The sequence below is a fragment of the Streptomyces sp. NPDC096205 genome, from assembly GCF_044763135.1.
Taxonomy (GTDB): Bacteria; Actinomycetota; Actinomycetes; order Streptomycetales; family Streptomycetaceae; genus Streptomyces.
This window is the reverse complement of sequence record NZ_JBIWFS010000002.1, coordinates 983,200-1,004,479: the sequence shown is the minus strand read 5'-3', so window position 1 is coordinate 1,004,479 and position 21,280 is coordinate 983,200. Positions and strand designations below refer to the sequence as shown.

17 protein-coding genes and 2 tRNA genes are annotated in these 21,280 nt (G+C 70.3%); 15 read left to right on the top strand and 4 right to left on the bottom strand.

What is annotated here, in order from left to right; all coding sequences use genetic code 11:
• Nucleotides 1-162 precede the first annotated feature (162 nt).
• Complete coding sequence (locus tag ACIQ6Y_RS10985; RefSeq protein ID WP_404035562.1) at nt 163-651, top strand: ribose-5-phosphate isomerase; 489 nt, start codon at nt 163-165, stop codon at nt 649-651.
• A gap of 16 nt (nt 652-667) precedes the next feature.
• Entirely contained in the window at nt 668-1,474 is an 807-nt protein-coding gene (locus ACIQ6Y_RS10980) for an Fpg/Nei family DNA glycosylase (RefSeq protein WP_404035560.1), read from the top strand.
• Nucleotides 1,475-1,478: 4 nt separating this feature from the next.
• Here the strand turns inward: ACIQ6Y_RS10980 and ACIQ6Y_RS10975 are convergent, their stop codons facing one another.
• Nucleotides 1,479-2,729, bottom strand: a complete 1,251-nt coding sequence (locus tag ACIQ6Y_RS10975; RefSeq protein WP_404035557.1) for a GNAT family N-acetyltransferase — start codon at nt 2,727-2,729, stop codon at nt 1,479-1,481.
• Between the two features lie 172 nt (nt 2,730-2,901).
• On the opposite strand from ACIQ6Y_RS10975, the gene ACIQ6Y_RS10970 reads away from it, so the two are divergent.
• Entirely contained in the window at nt 2,902-4,077 is a 1,176-nt protein-coding gene (locus ACIQ6Y_RS10970; RefSeq protein ID WP_404035554.1) for a PP2C family protein-serine/threonine phosphatase, read from the top strand.
• 13 nt (nt 4,078-4,090) lie between these two features.
• On the top strand, nt 4,091-4,525 hold the full coding sequence (locus ACIQ6Y_RS10965) for an HD domain-containing protein (RefSeq protein WP_404035551.1): 435 nt from the start codon (nt 4,091-4,093) through the stop codon (nt 4,523-4,525).
• A 93-nt stretch (nt 4,526-4,618) separates the two neighbouring features.
• Here ACIQ6Y_RS10965 and ACIQ6Y_RS10960 read toward each other — a convergent pair whose 3' ends face one another.
• The gene (locus ACIQ6Y_RS10960) at nt 4,619-5,707 is read right to left on the bottom strand and encodes an acyltransferase family protein (protein ID WP_404035548.1); all 1,089 of its coding nucleotides are present in this window, start codon (nt 5,705-5,707) and stop codon (nt 4,619-4,621) included.
• Nucleotides 5,708-6,062: 355 nt separating this feature from the next.
• On the opposite strand from ACIQ6Y_RS10960, the gene ACIQ6Y_RS10955 reads away from it, so the two are divergent.
• Together ACIQ6Y_RS10955 and ACIQ6Y_RS10950 are read left to right on the top strand one after the other, a co-directional pair.
• On the top strand, nt 6,063-6,257 hold the full coding sequence (locus ACIQ6Y_RS10955) for a hypothetical protein (protein WP_404035545.1): 195 nt from the start codon (nt 6,063-6,065) through the stop codon (nt 6,255-6,257).
• 117 nt (nt 6,258-6,374) lie between these two features.
• On the top strand, nt 6,375-9,254 hold the full coding sequence (locus ACIQ6Y_RS10950; protein WP_404035542.1) for a PQQ-binding-like beta-propeller repeat protein: 2,880 nt from the start codon (nt 6,375-6,377) through the stop codon (nt 9,252-9,254).
• A gap of 67 nt (nt 9,255-9,321) precedes the next feature.
• On the opposite strand, the gene ACIQ6Y_RS10945 is transcribed toward ACIQ6Y_RS10950, so the two are convergent.
• Nucleotides 9,322-9,392, bottom strand: a tRNA-Gly gene (locus ACIQ6Y_RS10945).
• 165 nt (nt 9,393-9,557) lie between these two features.
• Here ACIQ6Y_RS10945 and ACIQ6Y_RS10940 point away from each other — a divergent pair.
• The 5 genes from ACIQ6Y_RS10940 to clpX all read left to right on the top strand — a co-directional run bounded on the left by ACIQ6Y_RS10940 (nt 9,558) and on the right by clpX (nt 14,285).
• Nucleotides 9,558-9,634, top strand: a tRNA-Pro gene (locus ACIQ6Y_RS10940).
• A gap of 180 nt (nt 9,635-9,814) precedes the next feature.
• Nucleotides 9,815-11,203 (top strand): trigger factor, encoded by a 1,389-nt coding sequence (gene tig, locus ACIQ6Y_RS10935; RefSeq protein ID WP_404035539.1) that lies wholly within the window; start codon nt 9,815-9,817, stop codon nt 11,201-11,203.
• A 244-nt stretch (nt 11,204-11,447) separates the two neighbouring features.
• Nucleotides 11,448-12,053: an ATP-dependent Clp protease proteolytic subunit gene (locus tag ACIQ6Y_RS10930; protein ID WP_020136159.1), complete on the top strand. Its 606-nt coding sequence runs from the start codon at nt 11,448-11,450 to the stop codon at nt 12,051-12,053.
• Between the two features lie 70 nt (nt 12,054-12,123).
• A complete protein-coding gene (locus tag ACIQ6Y_RS10925; protein WP_404035536.1) occupies nt 12,124-12,804 on the top strand; it encodes an ATP-dependent Clp protease proteolytic subunit in 681 nt (226 codons plus the stop codon).
• Between the two features lie 194 nt (nt 12,805-12,998).
• A complete protein-coding gene (gene clpX, locus ACIQ6Y_RS10920) occupies nt 12,999-14,285 on the top strand; it encodes an ATP-dependent Clp protease ATP-binding subunit ClpX (RefSeq protein ID WP_404035533.1) in 1,287 nt (428 codons plus the stop codon).
• 533 nt (nt 14,286-14,818) lie between these two features.
• Here clpX and ACIQ6Y_RS10915 read toward each other — a convergent pair.
• A complete protein-coding gene (locus ACIQ6Y_RS10915; RefSeq protein WP_404035531.1) occupies nt 14,819-15,760 on the bottom strand; it encodes a hypothetical protein in 942 nt (313 codons plus the stop codon).
• A gap of 137 nt (nt 15,761-15,897) precedes the next feature.
• Here ACIQ6Y_RS10915 and ACIQ6Y_RS10910 point away from each other — a divergent pair, with 137 nt between their 5' ends.
• The 4 genes from ACIQ6Y_RS10910 to ndk all read left to right on the top strand — a co-directional run bounded on the left by ACIQ6Y_RS10910 (nt 15,898) and on the right by ndk (nt 21,015).
• A complete protein-coding gene (locus ACIQ6Y_RS10910) occupies nt 15,898-18,522 on the top strand; it encodes a valine--tRNA ligase (RefSeq protein ID WP_404035528.1) in 2,625 nt (874 codons plus the stop codon).
• A 141-nt stretch (nt 18,523-18,663) separates the two neighbouring features.
• Complete coding sequence (locus tag ACIQ6Y_RS10905; protein ID WP_404035525.1) at nt 18,664-20,169, top strand: bifunctional folylpolyglutamate synthase/dihydrofolate synthase; 1,506 nt, start codon at nt 18,664-18,666, stop codon at nt 20,167-20,169.
• Nucleotides 20,170-20,179: 10 nt separating this feature from the next.
• Nucleotides 20,180-20,536, top strand: coding sequence for a DUF4233 domain-containing protein (locus ACIQ6Y_RS10900; RefSeq protein WP_404035522.1), 357 nt, complete (start codon nt 20,180-20,182; stop codon nt 20,534-20,536).
• Nucleotides 20,537-20,601: 65 nt separating this feature from the next.
• Nucleotides 20,602-21,015 carry a nucleoside-diphosphate kinase gene (gene ndk, locus ACIQ6Y_RS10895; RefSeq protein ID WP_399641489.1) on the top strand — a complete coding sequence of 138 codons (414 nt, stop codon included), beginning with the start codon at nt 20,602-20,604 and terminating at the stop codon, nt 21,013-21,015.
• Nucleotides 21,016-21,280 lie beyond the last annotated feature (265 nt).

The following is a 21,280-nucleotide window of genomic DNA, read 5'->3' as shown; positions in this document are numbered from 1 at the left end:
GGTCCAGTGAAACGGAGGTGACGGGATTCGTGAACCTTTGAATCCATATCGTTACTTGAGGTTTTCCTGAGGTTCTGTAGTCTGGGTCACACGATTGGGCCCCGCTCCTGTCCGCGGCGACCCGCTCCGCCGTTACCCGCCCGCGCATGACACACTCCTCCCATGCGCGTGTATCTCGGATCGGACCATGCGGGCTTCGAACTCAAGAACCACCTCGTCGAGTGGCTGAAGGCGGCCGGCCATGAGCCCGTCGACTGCGGCCCCCACATCTACGACGCCCAGGACGACTACCCGCCCTTCTGCCTCCGTGCCGCGGAGCGCACCGCCGCGGACCCGGACGCCCTCGGCATCGTGATCGGCGGCTCCGGCAACGGCGAGCAGATCGCCGCCAACAAGGTCAAGGGTGTCCGTGCGGCCCTCGCCTGGAGCGAGGAGACGGCGTCCCTCGGCCGCCAGCACAACAACGCCAACGTCGTCGCGGTGGGTGCGCGCATGCACACCCAGGAGGAGGCGACGAAGTTCGTCGAGACCTTCCTGAACACGCCGTTCTCCCAGGACGAGCGCCACATCCGCCGCATCGACATGCTCTCGGCGTACGAGACCACGGGCGAGCTGCCCCCGATCCCGGCGCACCACCCGCAGCAGCCGTAAGGAAGGGCAGGGCACCGTGCCGGAAGGGCACACGATTCACCGGCTGGCGAAGGACTACGCCGCCGCCTTCTCCGGCACCGCCCCGCGTGTGACCAGCCCCCAGGGCAAGTTCAGCGACGCCGCCGCCCTCCTCGACGGCGGCGTCCTGCACACCGCCGACGCCCACGGCAAGCACCTCTTCCTGGGCTTCGCCGAGTCCTGGGTGCACATCCACCTCGGCCTCTTCGGCAAGGTGGCCTTCGGCGACGTCCCGGCGCCCCCGCCCACGGACACCGTCCGGCTGCGGCTGGCGAACAGCACCTCGTACGTCGATCTGCGCGGGCCCACCACCTGCGCGCTGATCACCGACGGCGAGAAGAGCGCGATACACGACCGGCTCGGCCCCGACCCGCTGCGCGCGGACGCCGACCCGGCAGCCGCGTACCGGCGGATCTCCCGCAGCCGGACCACGATCGCCGCGCTGCTCATGGACCAGAAGGTGATCGCCGGCGTCGGCAACGTCTACCGCGCCGAGGTCCTCTTCCGGCACGGCATCGACCCCTACCGCGCGGGCCGCGACATCACCCCCGCCGAGTGGGACGCGATCTGGGCCGACCTCGTCGCCCTGATGCGCCAGGGCGTGCGCGACAACCGCATCGACACCGTCAGGCCCGAGCACACCCCGGAGGCGATGGGCCGCCCGCCCAGGGTCGACGACCACGGCGGAGAGGTGTACGTCTATCGCAGGGCGAACCTGCCCTGTCACATCTGTGGCGGCGAGATCCGCACCGCCGATCTCGCCGCCCGCAACCTCTTCTGGTGCCCCGGCTGTCAGGCCTCCTGACGGCTCAGAACCCGTGCGGCAGCCACGGGGCCACCGGTGAGCCGAACCCCACCGCGGCCTCCGCGAGCGCCCCCTCGCGCAGCTCGCGCACCCGTCCGGCCGCGCCCAGTGCCGTGAGACTCACCCCGCCCAGGTAGGCGGCGCCCAACTCCCGTACGGTCAGGGCGAGATCGGCCGCGTCCGTCGTAGGCTCGCAGACCGCGCCCTTGGCGTCGCCGGACAGCCGCCAACGGCCCGTGTTCCAGGGGCAGAAGGCGTCCTCCACCTCGAACACCACGTCCACCGGGGCCTGATAGGTCCGCGCTGCGAGCGCCGCGCCGACGTCCACGAGACGCACGTACAGCGCGTCCCGCAGCTGAAGCCGGCACCGGCGGATGTCGGACACCTGGAACTGCCACGCCTCGTCGGCCGGCCGGCCCCGCACCACCAGCCTCGTCATCAGGTCGATCTCGAACAGGAACCGCCACAGCGCGGCCTCCGTGGCCGGGTCCGTGCCCTCCAGATCCACCAGGGTGACCGTGCCGTCGTGCCCGGACGGGCCCCAGCCCAGCTTCGTACGGAACCGGGCGTACCCGGTGACCTCCCCGCCCCGCTCGGCGACCACGCACTGCAACGGAGAGCCGCCGTCCCGGCTCTCCTCCGGGTCCAGCACCCCCAGCCGCTCCCAGCCCGGCTGCCGGGCGAGCATCCCGGGACGCCCCGGCACCCGCCGCGCGTACACCGCCTCGCACACATCGAGGACCTCGGCCGGCGCCGCGTACCGCAGCCGTACGTCATCGGTGCCGGGCGGCACGGTCAGCCGTACGCGACGGGTGTCGATCTCGGCGCTGAGCCCGAAGGTGCCCGCGGCGTACCCGAACCGGCCGTAGATGTCCGGCTCGGAGGCCGTCAGCACGGCGAGCGGCTCGCCCCAGGAGCGGATGTCGTCCAGCTGCCGGCGCATCATCGCCGTCAGCAGCCCGCGCCGGCGGTGCGTCGCCGCCACGCTCACCATCGTGATGCCCGCCGTCGGCACCGACGCGCCGCCCGGCACCGTCAGCCGGAACGAGAACGCCCCGGCCGTGCCCACGCAGTCCGTCCCGTCCCAGACGCCCAGCGAGCGGGTCGGCTCGGTCAGCGCGTCCCACAGCTCCCGCTCCTCGGCGGGCTCCGGCACCGCGCCGAACGCCCGGATCAGGTTGTCGTACCACGGACCCCAGTCCTTTGGCCGCAGTTCCCGTATCACCGGGCCCGTGCCCGCCTCATCAGTCGCCATGCGCCATCCCTACCAGTGCAATGCGGGACGAGCCAGCCAATTTCTCCGTGCCCGGGGCGGGCCCGGCGCCCGTGCAGTTCACTGTCGACGACGGCGGAGTCCGGCCTCGGACGGGGGACAAGTGGGACCTCCCGTGCCATGCGGCCGGTCGGGTGGATAGGGTCCCGGACTAATGGCAGCAGGACGAGCGCGGCGCACCGCCGCCGAGACGTTCCCGGCCCGGGTGCGGATGCAGTGGCACCGGGTCCGCGTCGGCCTGCGCAGAAGCGCCGTCGACTACTTCCGCGGCGACGGCTCCGACTGGGTCGCGCTGGCCGGACTGCTGCTCACCGTCCCGCTGATCGCGGCCACCACCCTCGCCAACCCGATGTGGTGCTCCCCGGCCGCGCTGGTCCTGCCGATCGTCGCGGGCGGCCTGCTGCTGCGCCCGGCGAGCCTGCTCGGGCTGTACGCGGCCGCGGCCACCGCGCTGATCGTGGAGTCGGTGCAGCTCGGGCCCTACACCCAGGGCAGCTCCCGGGTCACCCCGGGCGTCGTGCTGGTGGTCGCCGCCTGCGGGTTCTTCGGACTGCTGATCGCCCAGTTCCGCAGCCGGGTCGGCGTGCCCTGGCGGCGCGGCGGCACCATGCTGTTCGACCTGCGCGAACGCATCCGCACCCAGAGCCGGCTGCCCAAGCTGCCACGGGGCTGGCACCACGAGATGGCGCTGCGCCCCGCGGGGGGCCAGTCGTTCTCCGGTGACTTCGTTGTCGCGGCCCGCACCAACGGCGGGCGCACCCTGGAGGTCGTCCTCACCGACGTCTCCGGCAAGGGCATGGACGCGGGCTCCCGCGCCCTGCTGCTGTCCGGCGCCTTCGGCGGACTGCTCGGCAGCCTGCCCCCGCACGCCTTCCTCCCCGCAGCCAACGGCTACCTCCTCCGCCAGGACTGGGAGGAGGGCTTCGCGACCTCCATCCATCTGGTGCTCGACCTCGACTCCGGCGACTACGAGCTGTACTCCGCCGGACATCCGCCCGGCCTCCAGCTCAGCGCGGGCAGCGGCCGCTGGGAGGAGAAGGCCGCCGAGGGACCGCTGCTCGGCGTGTACGACGGCGCCCAGTTCGACCCGGTGAAGGGCGTGCTGCGCCCCGGGGACGTGCTGATGCTGTTCACCGACGGCCTGGTGGAGACCTCCGACCGCGACATCGTCGAGGGCATCGACCGGCTGACGGGTGAGGCCGACCGCTATGTCGCCGCCGGTTTCCGCGGTGCCGCCTGGCATCTGATCGAGGCCGTCGCGAAGGACGTCAACGACGACCGGGCCCTGCTGCTGATCTGCTGCGAGGGGCCTACGGCGCAGTCGGGGTGAGGAGGCTTTTGCTGTGCTGAGCGTTGTGGAGGTCGAGGCCCTGGCCCGGGCCGCGCACCAGGGCCAGACCGACAAGGCCGGACGGCCCTACGCCGAGCACCTGGCCGCCGTGGCCCGGGGCGTGCGCGAGCGCGGCGGCGACCCCGACCAGATCGCGGCGGCCTGGCTGCACGACGCCGTCGAGGACGACGCCCTGTCGCGGGAGTGGCTGGAGCGGGCGGAGCTCAGCCGTCGCACCAAGGACATCGTGCTCGCGGTCACCAAGCGGGCGGGGGAGCGGCCCGAGGACTACGCCGCGCGCATCCTGGCCACGCCGGGCGCCCTGCTGGTCAAGGAGGCGGACCTGGCGCACAACGCGGACCCGGCGCGGCTGGCGGTGCTGGACGGGGCGACGCGGGTGCGGCTGACCGAGAAGTACGCGAGGATGCGCGCGCTTCTGGGCCTGTGAGGTCTCCGGGCTGACGGGGGCGGGACCGGGGTCGGGGTCGGGGGCCGGGTCGGGGTCGCGGGCGGAGTTGGGCTCGGGGGGTCGGCGCCGGGGTCACGCTCGCACGCGCGCCCTGGCGGCCTCGGTGGCATCCCGCCGGAACGCCCACTCCATCCGAGGCTCCATGACACACCGGAAGACCCTCCGCACCGGCGGCGTGCACAGCAGCGTGACGGCGACGCCCGCGAGCAGGGTGACGAGGACCTCGCCGAGCGGTCCATGCAGCCAGGCGGGGTCGTACCAGCCGTAGAAGTCACCGGACTTGGTGAGGAAGCCGTGCAGCAGATAGCCGTACAGCGTGCCCGCGCCGAGGGCCGTGAACCACATCGTGCGGCCCGGCACCCAGGCGAAGAAGCAGGCCGTCAGCAGCACCGAACAGCCGAACAGCGCGACCACCATGACCGGCCCGCACCACCAGGGCGCGCCCAACTCCTGCGCGGAGTCGCGGTGGTAGAGCCAGCCGGTGTTCATGCGCGGCACGCTCCACCAGGCCACGGCGAACGCGGCGGCGAACACCGGCACCGCCGCGATCCGCACCGAGCGGCGCCGCACGAGCCGGAAGTGCTCCGGCTTCAGGCACAGTCCGAGGACGAAGTACGGCAGGAACTGCAGGATGCGCTGGAGATCGAGGTCGTTGCCGACGCCGGGGGTGACGGACGCAAGGACGGCGACACCGAGCGCGACGGGGAGGGGACGGCGGATCAGTTTCCACAGGGGCGTGGTCATCCGCCACACGAACAGGGCGACCAGGAACCAGGTGAGATACCAGGGGTCGAGCAGCGAGATCGGCTGGGCGGGATCGTCGTCGGCGAGGCGTTTGAAGAGGGAGTAGGCCGTCTCGAAGACGAGATACGGCACGAGAACTCCGGTGACCAGTCGCTTGAGGCGGTCGGGGCGCATGTCGAAGCTGCGCGAGAAATAGCCCGAGACGATGATGAATGCCGGCATATGGAAGGCGTACACGAACATGTACGCGCCCTCCAGGACGCGGCTGTCGTCCTTCAGCGGCTCCCAGGCGTGCCCCATGGCCACCAGCAGGATCGCCAGGTACTTGGCGTTGTCGAAGAACGCGTCACGGTGTGGGGGGAGTGATGTTCTGTCGGGACTCTGCGTCCGGAGTGGGGTCGTCGCAGCGGTGAACATCTGAGGCACCCTAGCGTCGCCCTCGCGTTTCCGTAAAACACCCCAGGTGAATTCGCATTCCCTGTGAACCAGATGTGTGGGAGCGGAAACGTGGGCATGGAAACAATGTGCGGAAGTGAGGTGTGAGAATTCCCCGTCCGGGTAGAAGCTCGAATTCTCCTACGACCCGCGGGTGTTCACGCCTGGAAGGCGTGGGCGGGAGCCCGCGGGGACGGCGGGGAAGGGGCCGGCGTTCGTCGCTGATGTGTCATGCGCCGCATGGGGCGGGCCGGTTGGTGGCACGATGGTTCAGGCGGGGGTGTGCGGGGCAGTGCCTCCGGCGGGAGAGCGTACCGACCCAGGGGTGTGATCAGTCGTGGCCATTTCGCTGTCAGTCGTACTGCTGTTGGGGGTCATCCTGGTGGTGCTCATGCGGGGCGGCTCGCTCAAGGGAGGCCCGGCCATCGTGGCGGTGCTCTTCGGGTTCTTCCTCGCCTCGACCGGCATGGCCCCGTCGATAAACCGCTTCCTCGACTCGCTGGCAGAAACGATCAACTCGATCAGTTTCTGACGCCGGTGCGGCCGATCGGGCCGCAGGCCGGTGCGGATACGCTCATCTGTGATCGCCGGCGGGCAGCGCCGACTTCCCGGCCGGCGCGGGTGACGCGGAACGGGGGACGGCACGGGGATGGCGCTGCGCGATTCTGACCCGGTGGAGGTGGGCGGCTACCTCATCGAGGACCGCCTGGGCTCGGGCGGCATGGGCGTGGTCTACCTCGCCCGCTCCGCCTCCGGACGCCGCCTCGCGGTGAAGGTCGTGCACGACCAGTACGCCGACGACGACGAGTTCCGCACACGCTTCAGCCGCGAACTGGCCGCCGCCCGCCGGGTCAGCGGCGCCTTCACGGCCCCCGTGGTCGACGCCGACGCCGACGCGCCGCGGCCCTGGATGGCCACGCTCTACATACCGGGGGAGACCCTCGGGGCACGCGTCCGCGCCCAGGGCCCCCTTCCGCTGCCGCGGCTGCGCGAACTCGCCGCCGGCCTCGCCGAGGCCCTGCGCGACATCCACCGCGCGGGCGTGGTCCACCGCGACCTCAAGCCCGCCAACGTGATGCTGGCCGAGGACGGCCCCCGCGTCATCGACTTCGGCATCTCCCGCGCCACCGAGTTCGCCACCGCCGACGCCCTCACCCAGACCGGCCGCGTCATGGGCACGCCGCCCTTCATGTCCCCCGAACAGTTCTCCGCCCCGCACGACGTCGGCCCCGCCGCCGACGTCTTCTCCCTCGGCGCGATCCTGACCTTCGCCGCCACCGGCCGTGGCCCCTTCGACAGCCCCAACCCCTACGAGACCGCCGTACGCGTCGTCGAAGGCACCCCCGACCTCCAGGGCGCCCCCACCGAACTCCTCCCCGTCCTCCACCTCTGCCTCCAGAAGCACCCCCACTCCCGCCCCACCGCCCACGAACTCCTGACCCACCTCCACGAGGGCCGCGTGCCGCGTCCGCGGGGAGCGGGGTCCGGGGGCGCGTCTGCCCACGCGGCTGGGCCCGGCGCGGGGCCTGCCGGCCGGGCCGCACAGGGCGGCGGGCCCGGTGAGGCGCCTGCCCACCCGGGACGGGAGGCGGCGAGGTCCGCCGCGGCTGCCGCCGACCGGGCGTCGGAGGGTGCCGGGGCCGGTTCTGTGGCCTTCGGCTCGGTGCGGGATGGGGTTGGGTCCGCCGAGGTTCCTGCCGACCGGGCGTCGGAGGGCGCCGTGGCCTTCGGCTCGGTGCGGGACGGGGCCGGGCCTGCGGCACCCGTCGACCGCGCGTCGTACGCGGTCGGCTCCGAGGAGGCGGCTGCCGGCCCGATGCGGGAGGGGCACCGGCCCGGTGCTGCGCCGGCCGGCCGGGTGCCGCAGGGCGCCCGGCCCGGTGCCGCGACTGCCCGCTCGGAGTGGGAGGCGTCCGAGTCCGGGGCGGTGGCTCCCGGCCCGCAGTGGGAGGCGGCCGGGTCTGATCCGGCGGGCGCCCGCCCCTGGCCGGAGACGGCCGGGTCCGGGGCGGTAGCTCCCGGCTCGGAGCGGGAGGCGGCCGGGCCTGGTGCAGCAGGGGCCCGCTCGGACTGGGGCGCATCCGCCGGCCCTGCGCGGCAGCGCCACGGTGGACCTGCCGCGCGGGAAGGCATCGACCCGAGCCCGTACTTCGCGCCCGACCCCCAGACCGTCCCGGCAGCCCGCCCCGACGGCACACGACAGGCCCCGCGATCGAGTGCGGGCAGCGCAGAGCAGAACGCAGCCGAGCCGACGCGCCGCCCCCTGATCCGACGGCTGCTCCTGGGCTGGGGCGCCGCCGCGGTCGCGCTCGTGGCCGTCGCCGCGGGGGCCCTCGCCCTTCAGGGCGGTGGGTCCGGCGAGCGTACGGTCGTGAGTGAGCTGCCCACGGGATGGAAGCCGTGGCACGGCAAGGCCAAGGGCCGGGAGGGCACCGGCGCGTCCTTCGAGCGCTGTGCCGCCGTCCGGACCTCCCTGGTGTGCGCCGGGGACGACCTCATGGCGGCGGGCTGGGCCCTGGCGGACGGCCGCGGCCACTGGTCCCGGCCCGTCGACCCCACCCACGGCCCGGACGACGGCTACAGCAGCATGGGCGCGCTCGTCGGCGTCCACGAGGGCAACGTCCTGGCCTTCGGCGCGGACGACCCGCCGTCCGACGGGGACGGCACCCAGCAGGCCCGCTACACCGTGCAGTCGCTCGACGCCGCGACGGGCCGCGTGGTGTGGCGGACGGTGACCGGCCGGGGCGAATGGGCGTCCGCGGCCGACCCCTCCTCAGGGTTCGCGACGGCGATACCCGAAGGTGTCATCGCCGTCTACGGCGACCGAGGCGACAGCTACGCCCTGCTCGACGCCGACGACGGCAAGGTCGTCTGGCAGCGGAAGCTCCCCGAGACGGACACCTGTGAGCTCAGGACGGCGGCCGAGGAGCCGTACCTGCTCTGCCGGACCGACACGGACGAGGCCACCGCCCGCACCAGCGTCGCCCGCCTGGACCGCACCACGGGCAAGCCGCTGTGGACCGTAGAGGCGAAGGGCGACCTGGGGCTCCTGGGCCAGGCCGGGGACCGCCTTGTGCTGGCCGAGCAGTACGCCGAGAACCAGATGACGACCCTCACCCTGGTCGACCTCTCCGCCCGGGCCGTCACCCGCACGAAGCTCTCGCCCACGCCCCCGGCCACCGGCGTCCCGCACCTGGTCCACGGCACGGTCTACTTCACCCTGTCCAGCGGCAGCATCCGGGCGTACGACCCGCACACCGGCAAGCAGCGCTGGGAGAACAACTCCACCGTGGAGCACCCCGGCCCGCCGACCGTCTCCGGCGACCGCATCTACGTCGCCTCCTCCACCGGCCGTATGGCAGCCCTGAACCTGCGCACCGGCACCGTCGAGGGCAGCCGCCCCGGCCGCGACGACGCCACCGGCTCCGACTTCATCGCCACCGGCTCGCCCCTGGTCCTCGTCGACGACGCCCTCTACGTCCCCTACGGCCCCCGCTCCGTCTACACGGTCGACGTCAACGACCTGTGACACCGGCCCCGCAAACGCCTCAGGGCCAGGCGGAGGAAGATCCTCTGCCTGGCCCTGAGCCATGAAGAGCGGGCGACGGGAATCGAACCCGCGTAGCTAGTTTGGAAGACTAGGGCTCTACCATTGAGCTACGCCCGCACAGGACGCGCCGCAGGTCCGAAAGGCCGCGGCACTGCAGGCATCGTAGCGGGTCGCACCCCCCGGCCGCACACCCCATGCCGCTCGGCGAGGTCGTGCGCGAGGCGCGCGGGAAATGCGGCGGTCCGGCTGTCCGCGGGCATGTACCCTACGTGTCGCACCAGACGGGGTGTGGCGCAGCTTGGTAGCGCGTCCGCTTTGGGAGCGGAAGGCCGTGGGTTCAAATCCCGCCACCCCGACCATCATGCGTTCCACCCGGCCGGTCACCTCGCGGTGATCGCCTTTTGGGGCGTTCGGCGGCTGCGGTTACTATGCAAGCTGCGCGCCCGTGTGTCTCTCACCAAGTCCTCCGGGCGACGAAATCCGCCGGAGCCGTCTGGCCCCGGCAGAATCCAGAAGTCAGCCATCAAGGAGACCGAACCGTGAAGAGCGCCGTTGAGAACCTGAACCCGACGCGGGTTCGGCTCACTGTCGAGGTGCCCTTCGAGGAGCTCAAGGACAGCCTCGACGCGGCGTACAAGAAGATCAACCAGCAGGTCACGGTGAAGGGCTTCCGCAAGGGCAAGATCCCCTCCCGGGTGATCGACCAGCGGTTCGGCCGTGGCGCCGTGCTGGAGGAGGCCGTCAACGACGCGCTGCCGAAGTTCTACACGGCCGCCGTCAACGAGGCCGAGCTCTCCGTCCTGGGGCAGCCCGAGGTCGACATCACCGAGCTGAAGGACGGCGAGACGCTGAACTTCACCGCCGAGGTCGACATCCGCCCGGCCATCGAGATCCCGGACTACTCCGGCATCGAGGTCGAGGTCGACGCCGTCGAGGTCACCGACGAGGACATCGAGAAGTCCGTGCAGCAGCTGCGCGAGCGCTTCGCCTCCACCTCCCCGGTGGAGCGCGCCGCCGAGGACGGCGACGTCGTCACGATCGACCTCGAGGCCAAGGTCGACGGCGAGGTCCTCGCCGACGGCATCGCCAACGGCGTCTCGTACACCATCGGCTCCGGTGAGCTGCTGGAAGGCATCGACGACGCCGTGAAGGGCCTGGAGGCCGGGGCCGAGGCCACGTTCACCTCCGAGCTCAAGGGCGGCTCCGCGGCCGGCAAGGAGGCCGAGGTCACCGTCAAGGTCACCCAGGTCGCCGCCCGCGAACTGCCCGAGCTGGACGACGACTTCGCGCAGCTCGCCTCCGAGTTCGACACGCTGGACGAGCTCAAGGCCGACAGCCGCAAGCGCCTCGAGAACATGAAGCAGTTCGACCAGGCCACGCAGGCCCAGGAGCGCGTCCTGGAGAAGCTGCTGGAGCTCGTCGAGGTGCCCGTCCCCGAGAAGCTCCTCGAGGACGAGATCAACACCCGTAAGCACAACCTCGAGCACCACCAGCTCGGCCAGATGGGTCTCACCCTCGACAAGTACCTGGAGCTCCAGGGCAAGACCGCCGAGGAGTTCGACACCGAGACCCGCGAGGCCGCGGTCAAGGGCATCAAGACCCAGTTCGTCCTCGACGAGCTGGTCAAGACGGAGAAGCTCAACGTCAACCAGGACGAGCTCACCGAGCACCTGATGCGCCGTGCCGCCTCCTCCGGCATGTCCCCCGACCAGTTCGCGCAGGCCGTCGTCGAGCAGGGCCAGGTCCCGCTCCTCGTTGGTGAGGTCGCCCGTGGCAAGGCCCTGGCCGTCGTCGTCGAGGCCGCCACGGTCAAGGACACCAACGGCGAGATCGTCGACCTGGACGACGAGGAGGACGAGGCCGCCGAAGCCGCCGCCGAGTCCACCGAGGGCGCCGAGGCCGAGGCCGAGGAGAAGCCGGAGGCCTGAGCCTCCCGGCCCCTTTGATCACGAGCCTTCGGGCGCAGCTGATCGCATCGAACGGACCCCGAGTACTTCGAACTCGGGGTCCGTTCGGCTACCCCCGCCTCACACCCCGCTACGCCCCCGGCGAACACCCCCCTTACCGGGATTCCCCAGGAGGGCTACGGCGTTAGGGTCCATGAATACGTAGTACACGTGAGACGGCCCGGCGCCGTCGCAAGACGAGCAGGTGGATACGTTGACGAATCTGATGCCCTCCGCCGCCGGCGAGCCCTCCATCGGCGGTGGCCTCGGCGACCATGTCTACAACCGACTGCTCAACGAGCGGATCATCTTCCTCGGCCAGCCGGTCGACGACGACATCGCGAACAAGATCACCGCGCAGCTGCTGCTCCTCGCCGCTGACCCGGAAAAGGACATCTACCTCTACATCAACAGCCCCGGCGGCTCGATCACGGCCGGCATGGCGATCTACGACACCATGCAGTACATCAAGAACGACGTGGTGACCATCGCCATGGGCCTCGCCGCCTCCATGGGCCAGTTCCTGCTCAGCGCCGGCACCCCGGGCAAGCGCTTCGCGCTGCCGAACGCCGAGATCCTGATCCACCAGCCCTCGGCCGGCCTCGCCGGTTCTGCCTCGGACATCAAGATCCACGCCGAGCGGCTGCTGCACACCAAGAAGCGCATGGCCGAGCTCACGTCCCAGCACACGGGCCAGACGATCGAGCAGATCACCCGCGACTCGGACCGCGACCGCTGGTTCGACGCCTTCGAGGCCAAGGAGTACGGCCTCATCGACGACGTGATCGCCACGGCCGCCGGCATGCCGGGCGGCGGCGGCACCGGGGCCTGAACCCCCACCGCGGGGCCCGTACGCCCCGCAGCGCCTCCAGCCGACCGCCACAGCCCCTAGGAGACAGACAGTGAACGACTACCCCGGCAGCGGCCTGTACGACCGCACGCGCGCCGAGTACACGGGTCCCGCCGCCGAGTCCCGCTACGTGATCCCGCGGTTCGTGGAGCGCACCTCGCAGGGCATCCGCGAGTACGACCCGTACGCGAAGCTCTTCGAGGAGCGCGTGATCTTCCTCGGCGTGCAGATCGACGACGCCTCCGCCAACGACGTCATGGCGCAGCTGCTGTGCCTGGAGTCGATGGACCCCGACCGCGACATCTCGGTCTACATCAACAGCCCCGGTGGTTCCTTCACCGCGCTGACGGCGATCTACGACACGATGCAGTTCGTCAAGCCGGACGTCCAGACGGTCTGCATGGGCCAGGCGGCCTCCGCCGCGGCCGTGCTGCTGGCCGCCGGTACGCCCGGCAAGCGCATGGCGCTGCCGAACGCGCGCGTGCTGATCCACCAGCCGTACAGCGAGACGGGGCGCGGCCAGGTCTCCGACCTGGAGATCGCCGCGAACGAGATCCTGCGGATGCGCTCGCAGCTGGAGGAGATGCTGGCCAAGCACTCCACCACGCCGATCGAGAAGATCCGCGAGGACATCGAGCGCGACAAGATCCTCACGGCCGAGGACGCGCTGTCCTACGGCCTGATCGACCAGATCATCTCCACCCGGAAGATGAACAACGCCGAGGTCCGCTGACGCGGACAGTGGAGTATCGTCTGCCGCCCCTTGGCATGGTTTCACCCGGTGCCCGAAAGGTGCACGTCAAAGTGAACCCTGCCAAGGGGGGCCCGAACGGGGGGCCCGGCAAGGTACCGTCGGAATAAGGCAGCACCAGGAGCCGCTGGAGGCGAAAGCGTCCAGTCGTCTCCCAGGCGAAGGGGAAGCACACCGTGGCACGCATCGGTGACGGCGGCGATCTGCTCAAGTGCTCGTTCTGCGGCAAGAGCCAGAAGCAGGTCAAGAAGCTCATCGCAGGCCCTGGTGTGTACATCTGCGACGAGTGCATCGATCTCTGCAACGAGATCATCGAGGAAGAGCTGGCGGAGACCAGCGAGGTGCGCTGGGAGGAACTGCCCAAGCCTCGCGAGATCTACGAGTTCCTCGAGGGCTATGTGGTCGGCCAGGAGGCCGCCAAGAAGGCCCTGTCCGTGGCGGTCTACAACCACTACAAGCGCGTCCAGGCCGGCGAGAACGGCGGCGGCAGCAGCCGCGAGGACGCGATCGAGCTGGCGAAGTCCAACATCCTGCTGCTGGGCCCCACGGGCTCGGGCAAGACACTGCTGGCCCAGACGCTGGCGCGCATGCTGAACGTGCCGTTCGCCATCGCGGACGCCACGGCGCTGACGGAGGCCGGCTATGTCGGTGAGGACGTCGAGAACATCCTGCTGAAGCTGATCCAGGCGGCCGACTACGACGTCAAGAAGGCCGAGACCGGGATCATCTACATCGACGAGATCGACAAGGTCGCGCGGAAGAGTGAAAACCCTTCCATCACCCGCGACGTGTCGGGCGAGGGTGTCCAGCAGGCCCTGCTCAAGATCCTCGAGGGCACCACGGCCTCGGTTCCGCCCCAGGGCGGCCGTAAGCACCCGCACCAGGAGTTCATCCAGATCGACACGACGAACGTCCTGTTCATCGTGGGCGGTGCCTTCGCGGGCCTGGAGAAGATCATCGAGTCCCGGGCGGGTGCCAAGGGCATCGGCTTCGGCGCGACGATCCGCTCCAAGCGCGAGCTGGAGGCCAAGGACCAGTTCGAGGACGTCATGCCCGAGGACCTGGTCAAGTTCGGCATGATCCCGGAGTTCATCGGCCGTCTGCCCGTCATCACCTCGGTCCACAACCTGGACCGCGAGGCGCTGCTCCAGATCCTGGTGGAGCCCCGCAACGCCCTGGTCAAGCAGTACCAGCGCCTCTTCGAGCTCGACGGCGTGGAGCTGGACTTCGAACGCGAGGCCCTCGAAGCCATCGCCGACCAGGCCATCCTCCGCCAGACCGGCGCCCGGGGCCTGCGCGCCATCATGGAGGAAGTCCTCATGTCGGTGATGTACGAGGTCCCGTCCCGCAAGGACGTGGCCCGCGTCGTCATCACCGCGGACGTCGTCCACTCCAACGTCAACCCGACCCTGATCCCGCGGGATGCTCGGGGGCGGGGGGCGGGGGAGCAGAAGACGGCGTAAGGGTCTGCATGGGAGTGGGGCCCCGGTCGTAAATCGACCGGGGCCCCACTGTTGCGTCGATAGGACCCTCGACCCAAAGGTTTAGCTGTGCGCGCGGACGCATGCTCCCTGAGCGACCCCAGCGCTGACACCGATCTGCATTAGCCCGTTCACGCAGCCAGGGTTGGCTGCCCACCCTCCCCACGCTATGGGTATCGCCGTGTAGTCACAGGCAGCGCGGACCTTGGGGCCCACGATGTAGCCGTGATCACTGACGTACTGAAGGCAGCCTATCCAGCCGGCGGCCGATGCCGGTGTCGCGGCCGCGATGGGCGTGAGCATCGCAGCCGCAGTTATGCCTGCTGCCGCGAGCGCCTGAGTAACCCTCAGCGATTTCATCAGCATCCTCCCGTTTATGATATTGATGCCGTAGGCCCTCATCCCATCATGAGTCGATCACCCGTTCGATCTGTTTTGCCTCTCATTGGCTGGAACTGTGCGATGAGCGCGGCAGGTTGCTCGTTCGGCCGAGCGCGCTGACTCTCGCGGTGACGTCAGGCCTTGACGCGGACTTCCTTGCGGAACTTGGCCGTGATGTCGGCTGCGGCGGGCGCGTCGGACTTCTTCCCCGAGGCGAGGTTGGCGACGTCCATGGGCACCACGAGGCCGAGGGTGCTGTGGTCGCCCCAGGCGCAGTAGGTCACGTTCATCTCCTTGGGACCCTCGCCCGCTTCCTTCGGCTCCACCTTGGCGTCCTGGCACTTCAGGACGGCGCCCTCGGCGTTGTCGTAGGACGTCGGCTCACCAACCATGGTGACGTTCACGTCCTTGTCCTCCCCGCCCGCGTCCTTCTTCATGTAGGCAAGAAAGGCATCGACGACCTTCTCGGGGTCCTCGATCTCGCCGTAGACGCCACCGAACGAGATCATCTTCTGGGACAGCGGGTTGTCCTCATCGCCTGCCAGGTACTGGGCGCTGACGTCGGTGGGGTTCTTCACCCCCCACTTCTCGGCATCCTTGATGTCGTCCTTCGTCATCGAGTCGGACTCGCCGTCGTCCTTCTTGTAGTCGGTCAGCACGACATCCGGCGTCGTCAGCTTGTGCGGTCCGTCGTCCGCGATGTCGGACCCGGCACCCCCGCCGCCGCCCAGCACGAAGTACGCCCCCACCGCGATCGCCGCCACCACCGCGACCGCGCCGATGATCAGGCCCGTCTTCTTCTTGCCGCCGCCCGAGGCCGGGGGCTGGGGCGCCGCGCCGTAGGGGGCCTGGCCGTACGGGGGCTGCTGGCCGTAGCCCTGCTGCTGCGGCGCACCCTGCTGCGGGTAGCCGTAGCCCGGCTGGGGCTGGGCCGGCTGCTGGGGGTAGCCGTAGCCGGGCTGAGGCGCCGGCGGCTGCTGCTGGCCGTAGGGGCCAGGCTGCTGCTGCGGCTGCCCGCCGTACGGACCCGGCTGCTGAGGCTGCCCGCCGTACGGGCCCGGCTGGTTGTAGCTCATTTCTGGGTTCCCCTCCAGATGCTTATGCGTTCCAGACATCCTGGCCCAGACCCCCTGCCCGCACGGCACCCGGGGTCCTGACCGTTACAAATCAATCGAGTTTCGGGACCGGCCCGTGACACCTCTAAACTGAGCCCGTGACCGAGAACACTCAGCAGCAGCACTCAGCGCCCACCACCGAACTGCCGACCCAGTACGCGCCGGCCGAGGTAGAGGGGACGCTGTACGAGCGCTGGGTGGACAAGGGTTACTTCACCGCGGACGCGGCGAGCGAGAAGCCCGCGTACACCATCGTCATCCCGCCGCCGAACGTCACCGGCAGCCTCCACCTGGGCCACGCCTTCCAGCACACGCTCATGGACGCCCTCACCCGCCGCAAGCGCATGCAGGGCTACGAGTCGCTGTGGCTGCCCGGCATGGACCACGCCGGCATCGCCACCCAGAACAAGGTCGAGCAGCAGCTCGCCGAGGAGGGCAAGTCCCGCCACGACCTGGGCCGCGAGGAGTTCGTCGAGCGCGTCTGGCGGTGGAAGGAGGAGTACGGCGGCAAGATCCTCGGCCAGATGCGCCGCCTCGGCGACGGCGTCGACTGGTCCCGCGAGCGCTTCACCATGGACGAGGGGCTGTCCCGCGCCGTCCAGACCATCTTCAAGAAGCTCTACGACGACGAGCTGATCTACCGCGCCGAGCGCATCATCAACTGGTGCCCGCGCTGCCTCACCGCGATCTCCGACATCGAGGTGGAGTACCAGGAGGACGCCGGCGAGCTGGTGTCGATCAAGTACGGCGAGGGCGAGGACACCCTCGTCGTCGCGACCACGCGCGCGGAGACGATGCTCGGTGACACCGCCGTCGCCGTCCACCCGGACGACGAGCGCTACAAGCACCTCGTCGGCAAGCAGATCAAGCTGCCGCTGACCGACCGCACCATCCCGGTCGTCGCCGACACGCACGTCGACCCCGAGTTCGGCACCGGCGCCGTCAAGGTGACCCCGGCGCACGACCCGAACGACTTCGCGATCGGCCAGCGCCACAACCTGCCGTCCCTGACGATCATGGACGAGCACGGCGTCATCACCGTCCACGGCCCCTTCCTCGGCCAGGACCGCTACGAGGCCCGCTCGGCCGTCGTCGGCGCGCTGAAGGCGCAGGGCCGGATCGTCGCCGAGAAGCGCCCGTACATGCACTCCGTCGGCCACTGCTCGCGCTGCAAGACCACGGTCGAGCCGCGCCTGTCCATGCAGTGGTGGGTCAACGTCAAGCCGCTCGCCAAGGCCGCCGGCGACGCCGTCCGGGACGGCCGCGTGGCCATCCACCCCGCCGACATGTCGAAGCGCTACTTCGACTGGGTCGACAACATGAACGACTGGTGCATCTCGCGCCAGCTGTGGTGGGGCCACCGCATCCCGATCTGGTACGGCCCCGACGGCGAGGTCGTCTGCGTCGGCCCCGACGAGCAGCCGCCGACCGGCGAGGGCTGGCACCAGGACACCGACGTCCTGGACACCTGGTTCTCCTCCGGCCTGTGGCCGTTCTCCACGCTCGGCTGGCCGGAGAAGACCCCGGACCTGGAGAAGTTCTACTCCACCGACGTCCTGCTCACCGGCCACGACATCATCTTCTTCTGGGTCGCCCGGATGATGATGTTCGGCCTGTACGCCATGGACGGCGAGGTCCCGTTCAAGACCATCGCCCTGACCGGCCTGGTCCGCGACGAGCGCGGCAAGAAGATGTCGAAGTCCTTCGGCAACGTGGTCGACCCGCTGGACTGGATGGACAAGTACGGCTCCGACGCCGTCCGCTTCACCCTGGCCAAGGGCGCCAACCCGGGCACCGACGTGCCGATCGGCGAGGACTGGGTCCAGGCGTCCCGGAACTTCGCCAACAAGATCTGGAACGCGACCCGCTTCGCCCTGATGAACGGCGCCACGGTCGAGGGCGAGCTCCCGGCCGCCGAGCAGCTGTCGGCGACCGACCGCTGGATCCTGTCCCGCCTGAACAAGACGGTCGCGCAGGTCGACGCGTACTACGACGACTTCCAGTTCGCCAAGCTCAGCGAGGCGCTGTACCACTTCGCGTGGGACGAGGTCTTCGACTGGTACGTCGAGCTGTCCAAGACCACCTTCATGGCGGGCGGCGAGGGCGCCAAGGCCTCCGGCCGGGTCCTCGGTGAGGTCCTGGACGTCCTGATGCGTCTGCTGCACCCGGTGATGCCGTTCGTCACCGAGACGCTGTGGACCACGCTGACCGGCCGTGAGTCGATCGTGATCGCCGACTGGCCCAAGGACAGCGGGTTCCGTGACGACGCCGCCGAGGCCGAGATCGAGAACCTCCAGCAGGTCGTCACCGAGGTCCGCCGCTTCCGCGCCGACCAGGGCCTCCAGCCCGGCCAGCGCGTCCCGGCCCGCCTGACGCTGGACGGCACGGCCCTGGCGCCGCACGAGGCCGCCATCCGCCAGCTCCTGCGCCTGCAGCCGGAGGGCGACACCTTCACGGCGACGGCGACCCTCCCGATCGCGGGCGCCGAGGTGGCCCTCGACCTCTCCGGCACCATCGACGTCGCGGCCGAGCGCAAGCGCCTGGCCAAGGACCTCGCGGCGGCGGAGAAGGAGAAGGCCCAGGCGAACGCCAAGCTCGGCAACGAGGCGTTCCTCGCGAAGGCCCCGGACAACGTGGTGGAGAAGATCCGCACGCGCCTGGCGAAGGCGGACGAGGACATCGCGCGGATCCAGAGCCAGCTGGACAAGCTGCCCAAGGAGTAGTGCCGCCAGGGGCGCGGGGCCGCAATGATGTGCGGCCCCGCCGCGGGGCGCGAGAAACCACAGTCTCCCCGCGCCCGCCGGACGGCAGAAGCTCCCCACTCGGTGGGCAGCCTGTCAGTCCCGATCCGTAGACTGGGCCTCGTGAGCCACCCCAGCGACGACCAGCCCGATCCCTTCGACCCCTTCGACGAGATCATCGACGCCGAGACCGACCGCGACCCCGACCTCGCGGTCATCGAGGCCGGCAGCCGTACCCTGCGCACCCAGGGCGGAGCCCCTGCGCAGGACGTCCCCGCGCGTCCCGAGGACCCCGAGGTCGACAAGGCCCTGCGCGAGGTCGAGGCCGACCTCGCCACCCGCTGGGGCGAGACCAAGCTGGAGCCCTCGGTCAGCCGTATCGCCGCGCTGATGGACGTCCTGGGCGAGCCGCAGCGGTCGTACCCCTCGATCCACATCACCGGCACGAACGGCAAGACGTCGACGGCCCGCATGATCGAGGCCCTTCTCGGCGCCTTCGAGTTGCGCACCGGCCGCTACACCTCGCCGCACGTGCAGTCGGTCACCGAGCGCATCAGCCTGGACGGCGCCCCGATCTCGGCCGAGCGGTTCATCGAGACGTACCAGGACATCAAGCCGTACATCGAGATGGTCGACGGCCGGCAGGAGTACCGGCTGTCCTTCTTCGAGGTGCTCACCGGCATGGCGTACGCGGCGTTCGCGGACGCGCCGGTCGACGTGGCGGTCGTCGAGGTCGGCATGGGCGGGTCCTGGGACGCGACGAACGTCATCGACGCGGACGTGGCCGTGGTGACGCCGATCGACCTCGACCACACCGACCGGCTGGGCGAGACGCCCGCCGAGATCGCGGGGGAGAAGTCCGGGATCATCAAGCAGGGCGCGACCGTGATCATGGCCCAGCAGCCGGTGGACGCCGCGCAGGTGCTGCTGAAGAAGGCCGTCGAGGTGGACGCGACCGTGGCCCGGGAGGGCCTGGAGTTCGGGGTCGTCGACCGCCAGGTCGCCGTCGGCGGCCAGCTGATGACGCTGCGCGGGCTGGGCGGCGAGTACCACGAGGTGTATCTGCCGCTGCACGGCGCGCACCAGGCGCACAACGCCGCGGTGGCGCTGGCCGCGGTCGAGGCGTTCTTCGGAGTGGGCTCGGTGCGCGCCGAGCCGCTGGACCTGGACACCGTGCGCAAGGCGTTCGCGGCGGTGTCGTCGCCGGGCCGCCTGGAGGTCGTACGGCGCTCCCCGACGGTCGTGCTGGACGCGGCGCACAACCCGGCGGGCGCGCGGGTGACGGCGGATGCGGTCGGCGAGGCGTTCGACTTCAGCCGGCTGATCGGTGTGGTGGGAGCGAGCGGCGACAAGAACGTACGCGGTCTCCTGGAGGCCTTCGAGCCGATCTTCGCCGAGGTCGTCGTCACCCAGAACTCCAGCCACCGCGCGATGGACGCCGACGAGCTGGCCGCGATCGCCGTGGAGGTCTTCGGCGAGGACCGTGTCCAGGTCGAGCCGCGGCTGCCGGACGCCCTGGAGGCGGCGATCACGCTGGCCGAGGAAGAGGGCGAGTTCGCCGGCGGCGGCGTCCTGGTCACCGGTTCCGTCATCACGGTGGGCGAGGCCCGCCTGCTCCTGGGGAAGTGACCTCTCGACCATGCGTACGCTCTGTTCCTCGACCCTGATCGGCGAGTTCTTCGTGATCGGCTTCGCCGGCCTGGTCGCGATGAAGGACGACTCCCTGTCCATGGGCACGGTCTGGACCGTCAGCGGCATCGCGATGCTCCTCTGTCTGCTCCTGTGCGGCCTGGTCACCCGCCCCGGCGGCATCACCCTCGGCTGGGCCCTCCAGCTCGGCCTCATCGCCTCCGGCTTCGTCGTCCCGATCATGTTCTTCCTCGGCGCGATGTTCGCCGCCCTGTGGTGGGCCTCGGTCCACTTCGGCCGCAAGATCGACGAGGCGAAGGCGAGATTCGCGGCGCAGGGCGACTCCGCCCAGGCTGACGCTGCGTAACGGGCGCCCCAAAGGGCCCTGTAGCCTCGTCACACCGCACACCTGTAGGTAGAAGGAGTCCTGTCGTGACCCAGCGCACCCTCGTCCTCCTCAAGCCCGACGCCGTCCGTCGTGGCCTGACCGGCGAGATCATCAGCCGTATCGAGCGCAAGGCCGGCTGGTCGATCACCGCGCTGGAGCTGCGCGAGCTGGACCAGGACACGCTGGAGCAGCACTACGGCGAGCACAAGGGCAAGCCGTTCTACGAGCCGCTGGTGGCGTTCATGTCGTCCGGCCCGGTCGTGGCGATGATCGTCGAGGGCGAGCGGGTCATCGAGGGCGTGCGTCAGCTGGCCGGTCCGACCGACCCGATCGCCGCCGCGCCGGGCTCCATCCGGGGCGACTTCGGTGTGATCGTCCGGGAGAACCTGATCCACGCCTCGGACTCCGAGGAGTCCGCCGAGCGCGAGGTGAAGATCTTCTTCCCCGGCCGCGCGTAACCGCGTACTCTTCGCCGCAAGCCACACGGAAGTCCGGGGGTCAGCCTCCGGACTTTCCTGGCATGTGAGCGGCGATCGAGGGAACGTGTCTCCCCGAACGCACGTCTCCAGAAGCGAACCCGCACATCATCTGCTGACAATGGCGGAGACCCTCACGCAGGGTCCGTGAAGGCGCGTCTACGATGGAAGCCTTCACGTCACAGCACCCACCACGCCGACCTGATATGCCCTCAAAAGCCAGCAGGAAGGCCAGACGAATCCTGAT

Excerpts from the sequence above, each read along its gene's own strand:
- ACIQ6Y_RS10985 (WP_404035562.1), top strand. The coding sequence starts at position 163 with ATGCGCGTGTATCTCGGATCGGACCATGCGGGCTTCGAACTCAAGAAC.
- ACIQ6Y_RS10975 (WP_404035557.1), bottom strand. The coding sequence starts at position 2,729 with ATGGCGACTGATGAGGCGGGCACGGGCCCGGTGATACGGGAACTGCGG.
- ACIQ6Y_RS10970 (WP_404035554.1), top strand. The coding sequence starts at position 2,902 with ATGGCAGCAGGACGAGCGCGGCGCACCGCCGCCGAGACGTTCCCGGCC.
- ACIQ6Y_RS10960 (WP_404035548.1), bottom strand. The coding sequence starts at position 5,707 with ATGTTCACCGCTGCGACGACCCCACTCCGGACGCAGAGTCCCGACAGA.
- ACIQ6Y_RS10950 (WP_404035542.1), top strand. The coding sequence starts at position 6,375 with ATGGCGCTGCGCGATTCTGACCCGGTGGAGGTGGGCGGCTACCTCATC.
- ACIQ6Y_RS10930 (WP_020136159.1), top strand. The coding sequence starts at position 11,448 with ATGCCCTCCGCCGCCGGCGAGCCCTCCATCGGCGGTGGCCTCGGCGAC.
- ACIQ6Y_RS10915 (WP_404035531.1), bottom strand. The coding sequence starts at position 15,760 with ATGAGCTACAACCAGCCGGGCCCGTACGGCGGGCAGCCTCAGCAGCCG.
- ACIQ6Y_RS10900 (WP_404035522.1), top strand. The coding sequence starts at position 20,180 with ATGCGTACGCTCTGTTCCTCGACCCTGATCGGCGAGTTCTTCGTGATC.